This window comes from Bacillus sp. M13(2017) (genome assembly GCF_002218325.1).
Lineage (GTDB): Bacteria > Bacillota > Bacilli > Bacillales > Bacillaceae_G > Bacillus_A > Bacillus_A thuringiensis_K.
The window spans coordinates 1-18,477 of sequence record NZ_KZ268504.1; the positions used below are offsets into that span (position 1 = coordinate 1).

Sequence of the window (18,477 nt, forward strand, 5' to 3'; positions counted from 1 at the left end):
CTTTCTGTACCATCTAAATATCGTTTCACCGCTTGGATTTTTTCTTTTGAAGAAAATTTAGCCATAAAAAATGCACCTCCAATTGTTAGACTGTGTCTAACAATTGGGGTGCACTTCAGTGCTGAGATGCACTTTGAACGGCTTTTTTTATGAGAATTGTTTAAGTGCTCTTTCGGCTAGTAAAGCAAAGTATTCTGCACTTATAGGCAGTGCCTCTTCATTAATTGTAAAAGCAGGATGATGCCATTCATGTGTACCGCTCGTTCCCATAAAGACGAATGAACCTGGTATTTCCTGTTGGTAAAATGAAAAATCTTCTCCAGCCATTGACGGACTAGGTGAGATGATATTAAGATTCATCTTTGTGGCAACTTGAGTAGATAAGTCTGTAAGAGCTTTATCGTTGTGAACAGCAGGAGGACCTGAAAAAAAACGGAATTCCGTTTTTACACCTAATGCATCAGATACACCTTTAATAATACGCTCCATGAGTGCTGGAATCTTTTCACGTGTTTCAGCTTGGAACGTGCGAATAGTACCTTCTAATGTAGCTTTTTCAGGAATCACGTTCCACGTATTTCCTGCATGAATATTTGTGACACTAACAACCGCATTATGAGATGAACTTATATTTCGGCTTACAATTGTTTGCAGTGCCATCACAATTTGAGAGGATGCGACAATAGGATCTACGCCAGCATCTGGTACAGCCGCGTGTGTACCAACTCCGTGAATTTCAATTTCAAATCGATCAACTCCGGCCATCAGTGGACCATCTTTAATGCCAATAGTACCTACTGGTAAATCAGGTTTATTATGCATGCCGAAAATCGCTTGCACATTACGTAAATGTCCAGCATCAATAACTTTGCAAGCGCCATTACTACTTTCTTCAGCTGGTTGGAATATGAAGCGAACCGTTCCATTTAGGGAAGATTCTCTTTCTTTTAATAAGAAAGCAGTACCTAAAATAGCAGCTGTATGAAAATCGTGTCCACAAGCATGCATTTTCCCTCGTACTTTAGATGCATAGGACAAATGTGTTTCTTCTTGAATAGGAAGAGCATCAATATCAGCACGAACTGCTACAATTGGTCCGTTTTTATTACCAGACACTTCAGCGATAATTCCTGTTTCTAAATTGGAATCAATGATAGTAATATTTTTTTCTTCTAACCAATTTTTTATTGCTTTTGTTGTTTCGAACTCTTCATATGATAGTTCTGGATACTCATGTAAATGTCGACGCATGGAAATAAGTTTTTCTTTTAGTTGATTTGAAATAGATACCATGTAGTATGCCTTCTTTCTTCAGCAAAATATTTATCATAAGTATACAACAATAAAAGAGAGGATTCTCAAATGAAAATCCTCTCTCGTTTATCCCGTATTAATGGGCAGCCCGATTGGTTCAACTAATTAAAGTTTTACTTTATGCTGCGACTTTTTTATGCGTATGATGTTTACGATAACGTCCACGCATTGCGTATGCAATTTGCGGGATTGCAATCCCAATTAATATAAGTGATACACCGAACCATTGTGAAGATAGTACAGCTTCTTTTAAAACGAATACTGACATAATTGTTGTAACTGGTAGTTCCGCTGCACCAAGAATAGTTGCTAAGCCAGAACCGATTTTTGGAATACCGATTGTAAAGGCAATAGATGGAATTACGATACTAAATGTTCCTAATCCTAAACCATATTTCCATAGACCTTGAGAAATGGCACCATTAAAAATAAATGTTGGTGGGAATACAATCATGACTAAAGTTAAAGCACCAGTCATTAAGAGAACACCGCGCGGTAATGAAGGTACTTCAACAGCAACTTTTCCGCTCACGAAAATGTATGTTGCGAATGTAACAGCAGATAATAAACCTAAAATGATCCCAGTCGTATCGAAAGCACCTACTGATTGTTCAAATAAACCACTTGATAAAAATGTCCCTACAAGTAAGAAAATAACAGAAATAACTTTTTCTCTTGAAGGTAATGTTTTTGTTGCGACTGCTTCAATGATAATTCCGACCCAAACGAATTGGAATAAAAGAATAATTGCAATAGAAGCTGGTACAGTTTTTAATGAAGCATAATAAAAAATTCCGGTAAAACTTGCAGATGTTCCTGCAACGAATAAAAGTAATGCTTGCTTTAAAGGAACGCGATGTCTAGAAAATAGAAGTGTAATAGCAAGCAAAATAATCCAACCGAACAAATATTGGCTGCCAATTACCTCTCCAAGTGAAAATCCTTCTGCATATGCAAGCTTAACAAAAATAGCTAAAATTCCATAACTACACGCTCCTAATAAAACTAAAAGAGAATAACGAAGCATGAAAAATTCCTCCCATCTATATGAAGTTGTTCCGTATCGAAAATATATAACTAGAGGGAAGTATACAAAATTAGAAATAAAGGGTCAAATGAAAGAAAAGTATGACATTTTATAGAATAATAATAAAAGTATGATATTTATGCATAATCTTGAAATTATTAATAGTAGAAGTATTATAAAATCAACTTTGTATTGTATAGAGACAGCATTTGAAAAAAATATTTTTTTAAACCAATATGTATATAGACGTACTAGTAACGTGCTAATTATTTGAGAAACTATGTTACCTTTGTTATGGTAATAACAATTAAAGGAGTTGTAAAATCCATTTGAGTTTTTCTATATAATAGAAGGAAATGAAAACGTTTTATTAGAAACTGTGAGGAAGTATGGTTTTTCTTATTACCACGTTGTAAAAGTGATTTCACGAATTGTTCATAGTATTTTTATGTGTTTTTGTTACAATATTTAGGGAGAGGAGTGGAATGATGCAAGATATTAGTATTTTTTTAGCGTTTGGCGCCGGGTTCTTATCATTTATTTCCCCATGTTGCTTACCGCTTTATCCGGCATTTTTATCGTACATAACAGGTATGTCGGTTTCTGAATTGAAAGAAGAAAATGCAATGCTTCGCAAAAGAAGTATGATACATACAGCGTTTTTCTTACTTGGATTTTCAATTATATTTATTGCAATTGGATTTGGTACAAGTTTTATTGGAGGAATCTTTACTGACTATAAAGATTTAATCAGACAGTTAGGTGGTATATTTATCATCGTGTTCGGCTTAATTATTGTCGGGGTGTTTAAGCCGAAATTTTTAATGCAAGACCGTAAATTTACATTTAAAAATCGTCCAAGTGGCTATTTTGGATCAGTACTAATTGGATTAGCTTTTGCAGCAGGGTGGACGCCATGTACCGGACCAATTCTAGTGTCCGTAATTGGATTAGCAGCAACAAATCCAGAATCAGCAATGATATACATGATTGCTTACATACTTGGATTTGCAATCCCGTTTTTCGTATTGTCATTCTTTATTACGAAAATGTCTTGGATTAAAAGAAATAGTATGGCCTTCATGAAAGTCGGAGGATATATTATGATTGTTATGGGTGTCTTCCTATACTTTAACTGGATGACGAAAATTATCGTATATTTCTCAAGTTTATTTGGTGGTTTTACTGGTTTTTAGTATTATTCTGCGAAAATGTTGGAAATACTAACGGAAAAGCATATAATGAAAGTATATTTTGCATATAGCCACAAAAAAGGATGAGAAAATATGAACATAGTTCTTTTATCAAGTATCGTTGCTGTTTGTATGGCTGTCGGTGCGATGTTTATTCGTTTAAAAGCAGCTAAGAAACCTGCAACATTGAAAAAAATTATACTTCCGCCATTTTTTATGAGTACGGGCGCATTGATGTATGTTTTTCCTGAATTTCGATTAACTCCAGCAGAAATGTTAGAAGCAATTGGTGTCGGTTTGATTTTCTCTATTTTTCTTATTAAAACATCTAAATTTGAAATTAGAGGACAAGAGATTTATTTGAAGCGTTCAAAAGCCTTTGTTTTTATATTAATTGGATTACTTGTAGTGCGGATTGTATTTAAAACATACTTAAGTCAATCTCTTGATTTAGGACAACTTAGTGGCATGTTCTTCTTACTTGCGTTTGCGATGATTGTGTCATGGAGAATTGCAATGTATCGTTCCTTTACGAAATTACAGAAGGAAATGGAAAAAGAAGATGGTTTTTATAATGAAAAAGATATGAAGCTAACTTAAAAACTGTATATGTATTAAATAAAAAAGACAGCGTCAAAGGCGCTGTCTTTTTTATCGAAAATAATATGAAGTTACTTTGCAAGTAAAGATTGATAGTTAGAATAATCAATCTTTTTTTCTTGTAGTTTTTTAATTAAAAATTTATGATCACGCTTTGGTGTGGCAATGATGTATCCTTTAATAATTAAGTCTTGTGTAATTTGAGAGGCATTTTCTTGTAATGCAAGTTCTCCAATTTTTCCAGCAATCTTTGATTTTGCAACATCGCGAAATAGTTCTGGAACAGGACTTACAAGCTCTTCTAACAATTGTTTTTGTTCGTCAGTCCATAAATGTCTCGTTTTATTTATGTAGTGTTCTTCCCAATCTAAAATGGACATGCCGTCTTCTTTCGGTAAACGTTTTAAAAATTTTCTGAACATAAAGTATCCACCGATAGACATAAGCCCTAATAAAATAACCGTCCATAATACAATGAACCAACTGAACCATCCCTCGAGCAAGCATATCCCCCCTTAATGATAGCGGTTTTCTTTTATTCATATTATATACAGTGAGATTCATAGAAAGCAAGAACGCTTGGTCATTTTGACCAAGCGTTATAGTTTAAACGAAGTATAGTTGTTCAACACATAAATTATTATTATCGTCTTCAACATACTCAATAATAAGTGTGCCAACTTTACGATCTTTATCTTCAGTTGTGAAAATAGAGTAAGAAGTAAAACGTGTTTTTGATAGGCCGCTTATATGTGTAGGTAAAGAAATGTAGTTGTTATCGCGGAAGAATTCCATCAGTTCAATATCCTCAAATTCTTTTCGGTCAACTTGTTTGTTTGTATAGCGGCGTTGAAGTTGTTTTAAAGATTCATTCCAAGAAATTGCTTTTGTGTCGTATACCATTGTTCTATCTCCTTACTGTATGTAATTATTAAGAACATACGTTCTAATCTAGTATACTCTTTTTATTAGAAAAGGGAAAGCAAAAAATAATGTAAGCTTGGATTTCCAAGCTTACATTATTGATGCGTCCGTCATAATCTCTATTTTTCATTATAAGTTAGATAAGAATAAGAAACAAGATGATATATATAATGTTGAGAGTTTTCAAGGTTCTGTATATTATAGGTGTACTAAAGTGTAAGGGAATGAGAAGCGTGGCATATGTAATTTCACTGCAAGGGCCGATGGCTAGCGGAAAAACAACATTAGCAAAAAGGTTAGAAAAGAGAGGGTTTCGAGTTATATATGAAAATCCATATCCAATTGTAGAGAAGCGAAAAAAATTGAATTTAGATATGAATTCAAAAGTAGGGTTTATTATGAATCAAAAAATGTTTATGGAAGCAAAAATTAAGGAGTTTCAAAATGTGAAAAATTCAGTCGTAATTTTTGATCGCGGACCAGAAGACATTGAGTTTTTTACACTCTTTTATCCAACGATTATAGGAGAAGAGTGGGATATAGAAACTGAATTGAAAGATGAATTATATAAATTAAGAGAATGCCGTTCGGATGCGATTTTTTACTTAGATGTTACGAAAAAGAATGTATATGCTAGAAAAAATAATGATAGAACAAGAAACAGAAGTACGTTTGAGGAGCAATTTAAATTAGTAGAAACTGAAAAAGATTGGTATAAACAATTTCCTGTAACTTATGTGGACACAAATAGATTAACAGTGAACAATTTAGAGGTATATTTTATGGACTGGCTAAAGGAGAGAGGGCTATGAAAAAAATACTTTTATTTGTATACCCAACATTTGCAGAGTTTGAAATAACAGTAGCAACGGCATTGCTGAAAAATAAATATGAAATCATCACAGCGGGCTTAACTAAAGAATTGGTTATAAGTGAAACCGGGTTGCAAGTGCAGCCGCATATAGAAGTAAGTGAAGTACGTGTAGATGAGTATGAGGGGATACTTATTCCAGGTGGAGAAGAAGTACAGTTGAAAGATGCAAAACCTCTTTTTTCAATCATTCGTCAATTTCATGAACAAGAAAAATTAGTGGCGGCAATTTGTGCTGGACCGTATGCGCTAGCAAAAGCAGGCTTATTCAAAGAAATCTCGTATACAGTGACCCTAGATTATCAAAAGCTTGATTGTTTTCCAGTAGAAAATTTTGTGTATAAAGAAGTTGTGCAACACTCAAATATCATTACAGCACAAGGGCATGCATTTGTACCATTCGGAATAGCGATTGCCTCTTATTTTGGAGTAGCAAACGAACATAATATAAATTTTTACGGTGGTAAAGGGAATGTGATGATGGAGAAGCTTTTGCCTGAGAATGTATAAAAGCTAGCTAATGCTAGCTTTTTTCTTTTTGACATCGATAAATGGCTAACGTTTTCGGATCGCGCCATATACCATTATGAAGTAACAATTCATTTTCTACTTCTTCTTTTAGTCATTCCTTCATTTCGGTGTGAAGAAGTGTGTTATCCGGTATATTTAACGACGGAAACATGCTAGAAATATAGTTTACAATCGGAGTAGCATGATGAAAAACGAGAGCATTATGAATAACTGTTTCTTCAACAGTTGGAAAAACGGATTGTAATATCTCTTTACCGTTTTCTAAACAAAATGGAGTGACTGATGATGTTGTTTTCGGCAAATCAAATGCGTCTAACATGCGGTTACACATTTCAACTATACGAGGTAGTGTAACGCTAGAATTTGTTGTAGCTAAAAGTGAGCCACCAGGACGAATTACTTTATCGAATCCTTGAATTGTTTTTTCGACATCTTTCATGTGATATAGCATATGTCTTGCGACAATCCAGTCGTAGCAATTAGCTTCAAAAGGAAGTTTTCCAGCGTCACCTAGTCTCCATTCAATTAAATTATTCGTTTTAGTGGCTTCAGAAAGCATGGCTTCTGATTGATCAAAACCGGTTAATTGACCTTTATGGCCATTCGCTTGCAAAAGGGAAAGGAATTTTCCGTTAGCGCACCCAACCTCTAATATTCTTTCTCTCCCTTGAAGTTGTAAATGTTCAATAACGATTTCATCTAAATTCACTTGTTTTTCTTCGTAATGTTTATGTGTATCGATACGTGTTTGTAAATTGTTACTAACGCTATATTGCCGTTTTACATCATTCATTTTTTCATATTCCACTTTCATACAAAATTGTTGAATCGCATGTGTTAATACATCGGTTTTCTTTAAACCTTCGTAATGGAGTGCGGATTCAAACCTTTCAAGTAATTTTTCTTCAATTCGAAAATGAATATCTTTTCGCTTTTTCATTGAAATCTCTCCCCTTTGCATCTGTTAGTGAGACTATAGCATGCCTGAAAAATTTGTGTAAATCATTTGTGTACACAAATGGAGGAGATGAAAAAATTGTTTGAATGTGAGTTTAAACTATTGACGATTTAACCGTTTTCATATATTCTTAAATTAAGAAATATTCAAATAATTAAAAGAAATGAGAGAGTCACATGCTTCTTCAAGGAACACATCGAATTGGTCGTATGGCCATGCTGTTGGCACTTGCGGATGAGAATGAAAGCCCTGTATTATCCATTCCGAAAGGTTGGAAATATTGTACGGGGAAAGTGGGTTCGATGAATTCGCAAAAGGTTGTCGCAGCAATGGAAACAGCGGCTAAAAGCAACCAAGTTATTGAAACAGACGTTTACAGAGAAACACATGCACTTTATCATGCAATTATGGAAGCTTTGTACGGAGTGACGAGAGGTCAAATTCAGTTAGCAGACGTTCTTCGTACAGTAGGACTTCGTTTTGCGATTGTGCGCGGTACACCATATGACAGAAAAAAAGAAGGCGAATGGGTTGCTGTTGCATTATATGGAACGATTGGTGCACCTGTAAAAGGATCTGAGCATGAGGCGATTGGTTTAGGAATTAATCACATATGATTTGCCCATAGTCTATTAGTTAGAAGGGGGCCTTACTTTTTTAGGACAGAAGTCTGTCTTAAAAAAGATAAGGTCCCCTTTTGCCTTTTTAAGGAGGAAAAATGATGATTACGTTAACAGGACATACATTGACAGTTGAAGAAATGAAGAGGTTATTACTGGAAGGAGAAGGTGTAACAGCTTGTCCAAATAGTATGCAAAAGGTGGCGGAGTGCCGCGAAGTAGTTGAGAAAATTGTAGAGGACGGAAAAGTCGTTTACGGTATTACAACTGGATTTGGAAAGTTTAGTGATGTGCTTATTCAAAAAGATGATGTAAAGGCACTTCAACATAATTTAATTCAGTCACATGCATGTGGGATAGGTGATCCGTTCCCGGAAGAAGTATCACGCGGTATGTTAATTTTACGAGCGAACACGATGCTTAAAGGGGTATCTGGCGTTAGACCGCTCGTTGTAAATATGCTTCTTGAGTTTGTAAATCGTAAAATTCATCCAGTCGTTCCGCAACAAGGTTCACTTGGTGCAAGTGGAGATTTAGCACCTTTATCTCATCTTGCGCTCGTATTATTAGGCGAAGGTGAAGTGTTCTATAAAGGGAAACGCGTTCATGCAATGGTTGCTCTTACAGAAGAAGGGCTTGAGCCGATTGAACTTGAAGCGAAAGAAGGTCTTGCGTTAATTAATGGTACGCAGGCGATGACAGCACAAGGAGTTCTTTCTTATATAGAAGCAGAAGCAACGGCGTATCAAGCTGAACTAATTGCTTCGATGACAATTGAAGGGTTACAAGGCATTATTGATGCATTTGATGAAAATGTTCATAAAGCACGCGGTTATAAAGAGCAAGTGGAAGTAGCAAGCAGAATTCGTGACATTCTTCATGACAGTAAATTAACAACAAAACAAGGAGAACTACGTGTACAGGATGCATATTCACTTCGCTGTATCCCGCAAGTACACGGTGCTTCTTGGCAAGTTTTAAATTATGTGAAAGAAAAATTAGAAATTGAAATGAATGCCGCAACAGATAATCCGCTTATCTTTGATGGTGGGGAAAAAGTAATTTCGGGCGGGAATTTCCACGGTCAACCGATTGCGTTTGCGATGGACTTCTTAAAAGTAGGAATGGCAGAACTTGCAAATATTTCAGAGCGCCGTATTGAACGTTTAGTGAATCCGCAATTAAATGATTTACCACCATTTTTAAGTCCAGAACCAGGACTTCAGTCTGGTGCGATGATTATGCAATATGCTGCAGCATCACTAGTTTCTGAAAATAAAACGTTAGCACATCCGGCGAGTGTTGATTCAATCCCGTCATCAGCTAACCAAGAAGATCACGTAAGTATGGGAACAATCGCTTCACGCCATGCACATCAAATTATTCAAAACGTAAGACGTGTTCTTTCAATTGAAATGATTTGTGCGATGCAAGCTGCAGAATATCGCGGTATTGAAAACATGAGTACAGTGACGAAGAGCTTCTACCATCAAGGTCGTCAGCAAGTACCTTCTATTACAAATGACCGCATATTCTCAACGGATATTGAAAATATTGCGTATTGGTTAAAAACGAATTATTCGATCAAAGAAAGATTAGATGTAAACGCAGCACTATAAAATGAGAAAAAGGAGAGATTGAAATGGAAAAAGTACAACAAACAATTCGCGCGCCAAGAGGTACTGAGTTACAAACGAAAGGGTGGGTTCAAGAAGCTGCACTTCGTATGTTAATGAACAATTTAGATCCGGAAGTTGCTGAAAAACCAGAAGAATTGGTTGTATATGGCGGAATTGGCCGTGCAGCCCGTAACTGGGAAAGCTATCAGGCGATTGTAGATTCATTAAAAACGTTAGAAAGCGATGAAACGTTACTTGTTCAATCAGGAAAACCAGTTGCAATCTTTAAATCACATGAAGATGCACCGCGCGTTCTGTTAGCGAACTCAAACTTAGTACCAAAATGGGCAAACTGGGATCACTTCCGTGAACTAGAGAAAAAAGGTCTTATGATGTACGGACAAATGACAGCAGGTAGCTGGATTTATATTGGAACACAAGGTATTTTACAAGGAACATATGAAACATTTGGAGAAGCGGCACGTCAACATTTCGATGGTTCATTAAAAGGCACACTAACACTTACTGCTGGTTTAGGTGGTATGGGTGGTGCACAACCTCTTGCTGTAACGATGAATGGCGGTGTTGTTATCGCTATTGATGTTGATAAGCGCAGCATCGATCGCCGTATTGAAAAGAGATACTGTGATATGTATACAGAATCGTTAGAAGAAGCATTAACGGTTGCGAACGAGTATAAAGAGAAGAAAGAACCAATTTCAATTGGATTATTAGGCAATGCGGCAGAAATTTTACCAGAGCTAGTGAAGCGTAATATTACGCCAGATTTAGTTACGGATCAAACATCTGCACATGATCCATTAAACGGTTATATTCCAGTAGGTTACACATTAGAAGAAGCAGCGAAACTTCGTGAAGAAGATCCAGAGCGCTATGTACAATTATCAAAAGAGAGCATGACAAAACATGTGGAAGCAATGCTTGCTATGCAAGCAAAAGGTGCAATTACATTTGATTACGGAAATAACATTCGCCAAGTTGCTTTTGATGAAGGGTTGAAAAATGCATTCGATTTCCCAGGATTCGTTCCAGCATTTATCCGTCCATTATTCTGCGAAGGAAAAGGACCATTCCGCTGGGTAGCACTTTCTGGTGATCCAGAAGATATTTATAAAACAGACGAAGTAATTTTACGTGAGTTCGCTGATAATGAACATTTATGTAACTGGATTCGTATGGCACGTCAACAAGTTGAATTCCAAGGTCTTCCGTCACGTATTTGTTGGCTTGGTTACGGTGAGCGCGCGAAATTTGGTCGTATCATTAATGAAATGGTGGCAAATGGCGAATTATCAGCACCGATCGTTATCGGCCGTGACCATTTAGATTGCGGATCGGTAGCATCTCCAAACCGTGAAACAGAAGCGATGAAAGACGGTAGTGATGCAGTAGCTGACTGGCCAATTTTAAATGCATTAATTAACAGTGTAAACGGTGCAAGTTGGGTATCTGTTCACCACGGTGGCGGCGTTGGTATGGGATATTCACTTCACGCTGGAATGGTTATCGTTGCAGATGGAACAGAAGCAGCAGCAAAACGTATTGAGCGCGTATTAACTTCTGACCCTGGTATGGGTGTTGTTCGTCACGTGGATGCAGGATATGACTTGGCAGTGGAAACTGCGAAAGAAAAAGGCGTTAACATTCCAATGATGAAATAAGGAGGAGAAAACATGCTGGACACTTTACTAATAAATATCGGTCAATTACTAACAATGGATCAAGAAGATGGCTTGTTAAGACGGGAAGCGATGAACACGCTTCCTGTTATCGAAAACGGTGCGGTTGGAATTGAAAATGGTGTAATCACTTTCGTTGGAACAGTGGAAGAAGCGAAAGGACTTCAGGCGAAAGAAGTTATTGATTGCGGTGGGAAAATGGTTTCTCCTGGTCTTGTTGATCCGCATACTCATCTTGTATTTGGTGGATCTCGTGAAAATGAAATCGCACTAAAATTACAAGGAGTTCCGTACTTAGAAATTTTAGAAAAAGGGGGCGGTATTCTTTCAACTGTAAATGCAACGAAACAGGCGTCGAAAGAAGAACTTGTTCAAAAAGCGAAATTCCATTTAGACCGTATGCTATCTTTCGGAGTTACAACTGTAGAAGCGAAGAGTGGTTACGGATTAGATGATGAGACGGAATGGAAACAATTAGAGGCAACAGCACAATTACAAAAAGAGCATCCGATCGATTTAGTTTCAACATTTTTAGGTGCTCATGCAGTTCCGAAAGAGTATAAAGGTAGATCGAAAGAATTTTTACAATGGATGTTAGACCTACTACCAGAAATGAAAGAGAAGCAATTAGCGGAGTTTGTTGATATTTTCTGTGAAACAGGTGTGTTCTCTGTAGAAGAATCAAAAGAATTTTTATTAAAAGCGAAAGAGCTTGGCTTTGACGTGAAAATTCATGCAGATGAAATCGACCCTCTTGGTGGTGCGGAAGCAGCGGCAGAAATCGGTGCAGCATCAGCGGACCATTTAGTTGGAGCTTCTGATAAAGGAATTGAAATGCTTGCAAACTCGAATACAGTAGCAACATTATTACCAGGAACAACTTTCTATTTAAATAAAGAAAGCTTTGCTCGTGGTCGTAAAATGATTGATGAAGGTGTTGCAGTTGCGTTAGCTACAGACTTTAACCCAGGTAGCTGTCCAACTGAAAATATTCAGCTTATTATGAGCATTGCGATGCTAAAACTGAAAATGACACCAGAAGAAGTTTGGAATGCCGTAACGGTTAACTCATCATATGCCATTAACCGTGGTGATGTAGCTGGAAAAATTAGAGTTGGTCGTAAGGCAGATTTAGTTTTATGGGATGCTTACAATTATGCTTACGTACCGTATCATTACGGCGTAAGTCATGTGAATACAGTATGGAAGAATGGTAATATTGCATATACAAGAGGTGAACAATCGTGGAGCACGGCCACTATTTAAAGAAAAATGCAAAGTTTATTGATCGTGAAGTGACAAAATGGAGTGAGATGATTAAAGATTGGGAGGAAGGCGTAGAAATATTCGGTGCTGCCTTAATTGGAGCACCCCTTTCTAAACCATCTATTAGTCATTCAGGAGCAAGTTTTGCTCCAAAGACAATTCGTGCGATGTTAGATGCATATAGCACATATGCAATTACAGAAGAACACGATATGAAAGAAAGTGTCTTATATGATTGCGGCGATATTACGATGCATGTGACGGATATAAAAGAAAGTCATAAACGAATTGCAAAAACAGTTGGTCATGTAACGAAAGTAAATCCGAACATGATACCAATCGTTCTTGGCGGTGACCACTCGATTAGTTTTCCGAGTATAACAGGTTTTGCAAACAGTAAAGGAAAGGTCGGAATTATTCAATTTGATGCTCATCATGATTTACGTAATTTAGATGATGGAGGCCCGTCAAATGGTACACCATTCCGTAGTTTACTAGAAAATGATGTCATTACAGGGAAACAACTTGTTCAAATTGGAATTCGTAATTTTTCTAATGCACGTGCGTACCATGAATATTCAATAGAACATGGCGTGACAGTGTATACAATGAAAGATGTACGAGAGCGAGAAATAAAAGATATTATCACGGAAAGTATTGAAGTATTAAGAAATCAAGGTGTGACTTCTATTTATATTTCTCTTGATATGGATGTGCTAGACCAAGCGTTTGCACCAGGTTGTCCAGCAATTGGGCCTGGTGGAATGGATAGTACGACTTTACTAGATGCGATTGAATTCCTTGGTAAAGAACCGCTCGTTCAAGGGATGGATATAGTAGAGATTGATCCAACTCTTGATTTTAGGGATATGACGAGTAGAGTAGCAGCGCAAGTGATTATGAGTTTTCTTTTAGCGAGGGAAACGGTTAGTAAGCAGGTTAGTATATAGACGGAAAAGTAGATCTTTATTTATGTCTTATCAAAAACACATCACTACTTAAATGTAGTGATGTGTTTTTGTGTTAAAAGAGAATGAATGTGTGTGGAACTGTTAATGGAATTGCGGTTTTTATAGTGTATTGTGTAAATTTAATTTCTTGCTTCTGAAGTGTTGACGTGTAAAATAATTTTGTGATAAAATAAAAATTTTGCTAAAAAACTAAAATTGTGTTAACCTTGAGAAGGTTACCATATATGGAGGTGGATTATTTGTTTCAAATTGGCGATAACATTGTTTATCCAATGCAGGGAGCAGGTATAATTAAAGCCATAGAAGAGAAGGAAATCTCAGGAGAAAAACAACAGTATTATGTTATAAAAATGTCGGCTAGTAATATGGAACTAATGATTCCAGCAGGGAAAATATTGAATTCGAATATACGACCAGTTACGGATATAACCGCATTAGCACACATAATGGATATTTTTCAACATGGGGAATCAGATAGATTACTTACGTGGAAACAAAGGTATAAATTGAACACTGATAAAATAAAGACGGGTAAAATGCAAGAAGGTGCTGAAGTTGTGCGTGATTTAATGCGTATACAGAAAGAAAAAGCACTTAATGCAAGCGAAAAGAAGATGTTAGATAACGCATATGAATTTTTGATTAGTGAACTGGGATTAATTGAAGGTATCACAGAAAATCAGATAAAAAGCTTTTGTTAAGGTTCATTACAAATAATGTATTATATCCCAAAAAAGATCTTGAATTTTTTGGGAACATAATTATAGAAAATTTATCATTTCAAAGACATTCAACTCTTTCAAACCACTTTTAGAGCATTACCTCTATTGTTATTACTACAATCAAATCCATTTTTATTTTTTAATTTCATTTATGAATGTTCGAAGTTTAATTGAATACTTCGATAAAATAGTTACTTGATTTTTGCAATCCTGATTCACACTGGCACGGACGAGGAGCCGTAAGGATGAAAGAGAGGTAGGGCTTTCATTGTTTTAGGTATATAAGTTATTATTTTTAGAAGAATACTGAACCATTTTCACTTCTATTGATAAGGTGTTTTTTATTAAAGAGATAAACGAATTGACAGCCATATATGGTTAACAAAAAAGGTTTCCTCCTAAGGAAACCTTTTTAATATTATTTATAGCATTTTATTTTTGGGATATTCGAATTTTTTATTGTAAAGTCGTAAAAATTGACGTTACTATCTAAAAGTAAGTATGATGCGATTATAGTAAGATTTTTTAGGGGGAAGAAAAATGACAAGTTCAAGTAATAAAGCAGCGAGTATTTATGAAGGAACAAATGTAAATGCTGGGGGATTTTTTGAAAACGTTGAAGAAACAAAGTTGTTTGATCCAATTCAAGTTGGAGCTTGGTCTCTTCGTAATCGTATAGCGATGGCACCGATGACAAGATGCTTTGCAGATAATGAGACTGGAGTAGTTGGTGCTGATGTAGTGGAGTACTACAGAAAACGTGCTGCGGATGGAATTGGACTAATTATTACAGAAGGAATTGTCATTAGTCAGAGAGCAAAAGGAAACCCAGGAGTGCCAGGTATTTATACACAAGAACAAATCGATTCTTGGAAACCTGTTACAGAGGCGGTACATAAAGAAGGCGGGACGATTATTGCTCAAATATGGCATGTTGGGCGTATGAGTCATCATGAAATAATTGGTGGTCAAATGCCACAAGCACCGTCGGCTATCGCTGCAGAGGGAAATGTTCCACGTTTTCGTAAACCATTTGATACGCCAGAAGCAATGACGTTAGAAGAAATACAAGAAGTGATCGGTCAATACGCACAAGCTGGGAAAAATGCGATCGAAGCTGGATTTGATGGAGTAGAAATTCACGGTGCACACGGATATTTAATCGATCAATTTACGTATGAGTTTGCGAATAAGCGAACAGATAAATATGGCGGTAATTTAAAACAAAGGTTAACGTTTATGAAAGAAGTAACGGCGGCTGTAATAGAAGCTGTTGGAGCTAATAAAACACTTCTTCGCTTCTCTGCTTTCAAAGGTGATAATCCTACTTATATGTGGGAAAACCCTGAGTTTGCAATTGAAACGTTCATAAATATATTTAAAGAGGTAGGGTTAACGATGATCCATCCTTCAACGATGAATTATACGCAAGAGATTGCTGACGGAAAGAATTTTCATCAACTAGTAAGAAAATATTGGGATGGTACGATTGTTGGGGTTGGTAATTTGAATCCGAAAGAGGCCGAAGAAGCGTTGGAAGAAGGAACGATTGATGTAGCGGCATTCGGAAGACCGTTAATTGCTAATCCAGACTTTGTTCATCGAATTAAACACGCTGAAAGTTTAGTTGAATATGACGCGAAAGAGCATCTTGCTACGTTAGTATGAATAAAGATAAAAGGAGAGCACATCGAGTGTTCTCCTTTTATTATGGAATTTCATAGGGGGAAGCGGGATGAGTGAAACGCTACTCGTTATTATTAGTATATTACTATTTTTAATGTTGCTTTTAATCGTCTTTTTTATCATTACATTTTTTATAAAAAAACGAACATATCATTCTATTTTAAAATTACATCCGTACTTAGGAAGAATGCGCTACTTACTGGAAAAGATAGGGCCTGAATTTCGACAATATTGGTTTGATCATGATACGGATGGAAAGCCTTTCTCACGTTATGATTTTCAAAGTGTTATGTTTTTAGCGAAATATCGCTCTGAAATACTTGGTTTTGGATCAAAACGAGATTTTGAAGCTTCTGGCTATTATATTGCTAATACATTATTTCCGATATTAACTGAGGAATTAAGTGTGAATCTCACGCAAGAGCGGGAAGGTAAAAAGTACGTGATTCATAAAGAAGGGTTATTTTCAAGAAGAGAAAAATTGACAGCGGATACAACGAATCTTTGGCTGTATGAAGAAGATGATGCAATTATAGTTGGTGAGAACCGTAAATATCCGTGGAAGCTACATGGCATGTTTGGTGCATCTGCAACTTCTTACGGTGCGATTGGAGAAAATTATATTTTAGCGAGTGGTTTTGGAGCGAAAATGGCAGGCGGATCGTGGATTAATACGGGTGAAGGCGGCGTTATTCCAGAACATTTACATACAGGAGCAAATATCGTTGCACAAATTGGTCCAGGGTTATTTGGATATCGTGATGAGGACGGTAATTTTTCAATGGAAAAATTCATGGAGAAAGCGAAAGAAAGTAATATTAGAGCATTCGAATTGAAATTTGGGCAAGGTGCTAAAATACGTGGTGGTCATTTAGAGGGGCAAAAAGTAAATGAGAAAATTGCTTTTGTTCGCAACGTCCGAAAGGGAGAGACGATTAATTCACCGAATAGATTTTCATTTTTAAAGAATGCAGCGGATACACTTTGTTTTATTCAACAGTTGCAAGAAAGCGGCGGTAAACCAGTTGGAATGAAAATTGTAATTGGTCAGCAGAAGCCTTTGGAAGATTTAATAAAAACAATGAAAGAACTAAACATTTACCCAGATTTTATTACAATAGACGGTTCAGAAGGTGGGTCAGGGGCAACGTATAAATCGATGGCAGATTGTATGGGACTGCCGCTTATCCCAGCATTACTTACATTTATCGATACAGCAAATCATTATGGTGTCCGTAACAAGTTTAAAGTATTTGCATCGGGTAAATTAATAACACCAGATAAAGTAGCGATTGTTTTAGCGATTGGAGCGGATGCTGTAAGTTCAGCCCGCGGATTTATGATGGCAAGCGGCTGTATTATGGCCCTTCAATGTAATTCTGGCCAATGTCCATCTGGTGTAGCCACGACGAATCCACATTATCAAAAAGCATTAGATCCGTATGAGAAGAAGTGGCGAGTCATGAATTATATTATTAGTATGAGATATAGTTTATTTTCATTAGCGGCAGCGGCGGGAGTGAAGAGCCCGCGCTATTTAACTAGAGAGCATATTGTGTTTAAAGACGAGGTGGGGAGAGTAATTCCTCTTTCGGAGTTGTTTCCTATAGTAAATCAAACCTAAAAGTATATTTGATATGTAAGATTTTTTAGAGGAATACTCATATTTTGGGGAAAATTAGGAGTATAATAGGGAAGTGTTTTTTAAAATGACTATTTTTAGGGAGAGATTCACTTGCAGCAAGGTTCTTACAGTATTACAATTTTTTTACTCGTCATAGGGCTCGTTATATTTAGACGCATGCGGTCTATGAATCGACCAATTAATAATAAAGGAAGACGACTACTATTGCCATTATTTTTCTTATTACCAGGTTTTTCTTTATATGCAGCACCGATACAACTTGCTGATTGGAAAATTGGTATAGCTGCTGGGATCGGATTGTTATTGTCAATTCCACTTATTATTTTAAGTGGGTATGAAGTCAGAGAAGATGGTCAAATTTATGCAAAAAAAGTATCGCTTTTATTGCGACATTTTTAGTTATCGTTCTTTTACGTGCTTATTTTAGAAGACATTTACAAGGGTTAGATCCAAAGTCAATCGGTATTCTTTTCTACACTCTTGCGGTTTGTTATATAGTACCTTGGCGTATTGGATGCTATATGAAATTTCGTAAAGTATATGTAGAGAAAGAGAAAATTGAGACGTCAATAAGCTAAAAGTCATACATTTGTGTGGCTTTTTCTTTTAAAATTTATCGGGTAAACAGATGAAAATAAGGTGTGAAAAAACACTGTTTAATTTTCTGAATATTTTTACTTTAACTTCTTGAAAAATCATTGTAATCCACTGGGATAAAGGCGTTTATAAAGGTTTTCACATGTAATGAAAAGTGCTCGTTCACTTGAAAGAACAAAAAATGTTTGTTAAGGTAGGGAACCATAAGCGAAAACAAGAAAATAGAAAAAGTC

At 36.3% G+C, this 18,477-nt stretch carries 17 protein-coding genes and 2 pseudogenes; 14 read left to right on the forward strand and 5 right to left on the reverse strand.

The features are described from left to right. Positions 1–147: 147 nt before the first annotated feature. On the reverse strand, positions 148–1,293 hold the full coding sequence (locus tag CGQ22_RS13645; protein ID WP_000253681.1) for a M20 peptidase aminoacylase family protein: 1,146 nt from the start codon (positions 1,291–1,293) through the stop codon (positions 148–150). A gap of 139 nt (positions 1,294–1,432) precedes the next feature. Beyond that, entirely contained in the window at positions 1,433–2,341 is a 909-nt protein-coding gene (locus tag CGQ22_RS13650) for an EamA family transporter (protein ID WP_000947038.1), read from the reverse strand. A gap of 343 nt (positions 2,342–2,684) precedes the next feature. Between CGQ22_RS13650 and CGQ22_RS32730 the strand changes: the two genes are divergently transcribed. From CGQ22_RS32730 to CGQ22_RS13665, 3 genes are all read left to right on the forward strand, one after another. Continuing rightward, positions 2,685–2,813: a peptidase T gene (locus tag CGQ22_RS32730; RefSeq protein ID WP_074593505.1), complete on the forward strand. Its 129-nt coding sequence runs from the start codon at positions 2,685–2,687 to the stop codon at positions 2,811–2,813. Positions 2,814–2,829: 16 nt separating this feature from the next. Then, complete coding sequence (gene ccdA / locus CGQ22_RS13660) at positions 2,830–3,537, forward strand: cytochrome c-type biogenesis protein CcdA (RefSeq protein WP_001152676.1); 708 nt, start codon at positions 2,830–2,832, stop codon at positions 3,535–3,537. 90 nt (positions 3,538–3,627) lie between these two features. Further along, a complete protein-coding gene (locus tag CGQ22_RS13665; protein ID WP_001028440.1) occupies positions 3,628–4,134 on the forward strand; it encodes a CcdC family protein in 507 nt (168 codons plus the stop codon). Positions 4,135–4,205: 71 nt separating this feature from the next. Here the strand turns inward: CGQ22_RS13665 and CGQ22_RS13670 are convergent, their stop codons facing one another. Beyond that, complete coding sequence (locus CGQ22_RS13670) at positions 4,206–4,637, reverse strand: DUF2621 domain-containing protein (RefSeq protein ID WP_000889393.1); 432 nt, start codon at positions 4,635–4,637, stop codon at positions 4,206–4,208. Between the two features lie 103 nt (positions 4,638–4,740). Then, positions 4,741–5,037, reverse strand: a complete 297-nt coding sequence (locus CGQ22_RS13675; protein ID WP_000262406.1) for a hypothetical protein — start codon at positions 5,035–5,037, stop codon at positions 4,741–4,743. A 245-nt stretch (positions 5,038–5,282) separates the two neighbouring features. Here CGQ22_RS13675 and CGQ22_RS13685 point away from each other — a divergent pair, with 245 nt between their 5' ends. Together CGQ22_RS13685 and CGQ22_RS13690 are read left to right on the forward strand one after the other, a co-directional pair. Further along, positions 5,283–5,870, forward strand: a complete 588-nt coding sequence (locus CGQ22_RS13685; RefSeq protein ID WP_139032785.1) for an AAA family ATPase — start codon at positions 5,283–5,285, stop codon at positions 5,868–5,870. Next, on the forward strand, positions 5,867–6,439 hold the full coding sequence (locus CGQ22_RS13690) for a DJ-1/PfpI family protein (protein WP_000722208.1): 573 nt from the start codon (positions 5,867–5,869) through the stop codon (positions 6,437–6,439). The genes CGQ22_RS13685 and CGQ22_RS13690 overlap by 4 nt, the downstream gene beginning before the upstream one ends. Before the next feature lie 13 nt (positions 6,440–6,452). Here CGQ22_RS13690 and CGQ22_RS13695 read toward each other — a convergent pair. Then, positions 6,453–7,400, reverse strand: a pseudogene (locus CGQ22_RS13695) (class I SAM-dependent methyltransferase). Positions 7,401–7,594: 194 nt separating this feature from the next. On the opposite strand from CGQ22_RS13695, the gene hutP reads away from it, so the two are divergent. The 9 genes and pseudogenes from hutP (at position 7,595) to CGQ22_RS13740 (ending at position 18,225) form a co-directional block, all read left to right on the forward strand. Further along, complete coding sequence (hutP, locus tag CGQ22_RS13700; RefSeq protein WP_000926517.1) at positions 7,595–8,035, forward strand: hut operon transcriptional regulator HutP; 441 nt, start codon at positions 7,595–7,597, stop codon at positions 8,033–8,035. A gap of 104 nt (positions 8,036–8,139) precedes the next feature. Further along, positions 8,140–9,657, forward strand: coding sequence for a histidine ammonia-lyase (hutH, locus tag CGQ22_RS13705; protein WP_089148855.1), 1,518 nt, complete (start codon positions 8,140–8,142; stop codon positions 9,655–9,657). A gap of 23 nt (positions 9,658–9,680) precedes the next feature. Beyond that, complete coding sequence (gene hutU / locus CGQ22_RS13710; RefSeq protein WP_000416945.1) at positions 9,681–11,339, forward strand: urocanate hydratase; 1,659 nt, start codon at positions 9,681–9,683, stop codon at positions 11,337–11,339. Between the two features lie 12 nt (positions 11,340–11,351). Beyond that, a complete protein-coding gene (gene hutI, locus CGQ22_RS13715; RefSeq protein ID WP_000887544.1) occupies positions 11,352–12,623 on the forward strand; it encodes an imidazolonepropionase in 1,272 nt (423 codons plus the stop codon). After that, complete coding sequence (gene hutG / locus CGQ22_RS13720; RefSeq protein WP_061884491.1) at positions 12,602–13,573, forward strand: formimidoylglutamase; 972 nt, start codon at positions 12,602–12,604, stop codon at positions 13,571–13,573. The genes hutI and hutG overlap by 22 nt, the downstream gene beginning before the upstream one ends. 260 nt (positions 13,574–13,833) lie before the next feature. After that, complete coding sequence (locus CGQ22_RS13725) at positions 13,834–14,295, forward strand: CarD family transcriptional regulator (protein ID WP_175423368.1); 462 nt, start codon at positions 13,834–13,836, stop codon at positions 14,293–14,295. Positions 14,296–14,856: 561 nt separating this feature from the next. Beyond that, on the forward strand, positions 14,857–15,984 hold the full coding sequence (locus tag CGQ22_RS13730; RefSeq protein ID WP_000204585.1) for an alkene reductase: 1,128 nt from the start codon (positions 14,857–14,859) through the stop codon (positions 15,982–15,984). A 67-nt stretch (positions 15,985–16,051) separates the two neighbouring features. Then, positions 16,052–17,626 (forward strand): FMN-binding glutamate synthase family protein, encoded by a 1,575-nt coding sequence (locus tag CGQ22_RS13735; RefSeq protein ID WP_000005176.1) that lies wholly within the window; start codon positions 16,052–16,054, stop codon positions 17,624–17,626. Between the two features lie 111 nt (positions 17,627–17,737). Continuing rightward, positions 17,738–18,225, forward strand: a pseudogene (locus tag CGQ22_RS13740) (CcdC protein domain-containing protein). The last annotated feature ends 252 nt before the right edge of the window (positions 18,226–18,477 follow it).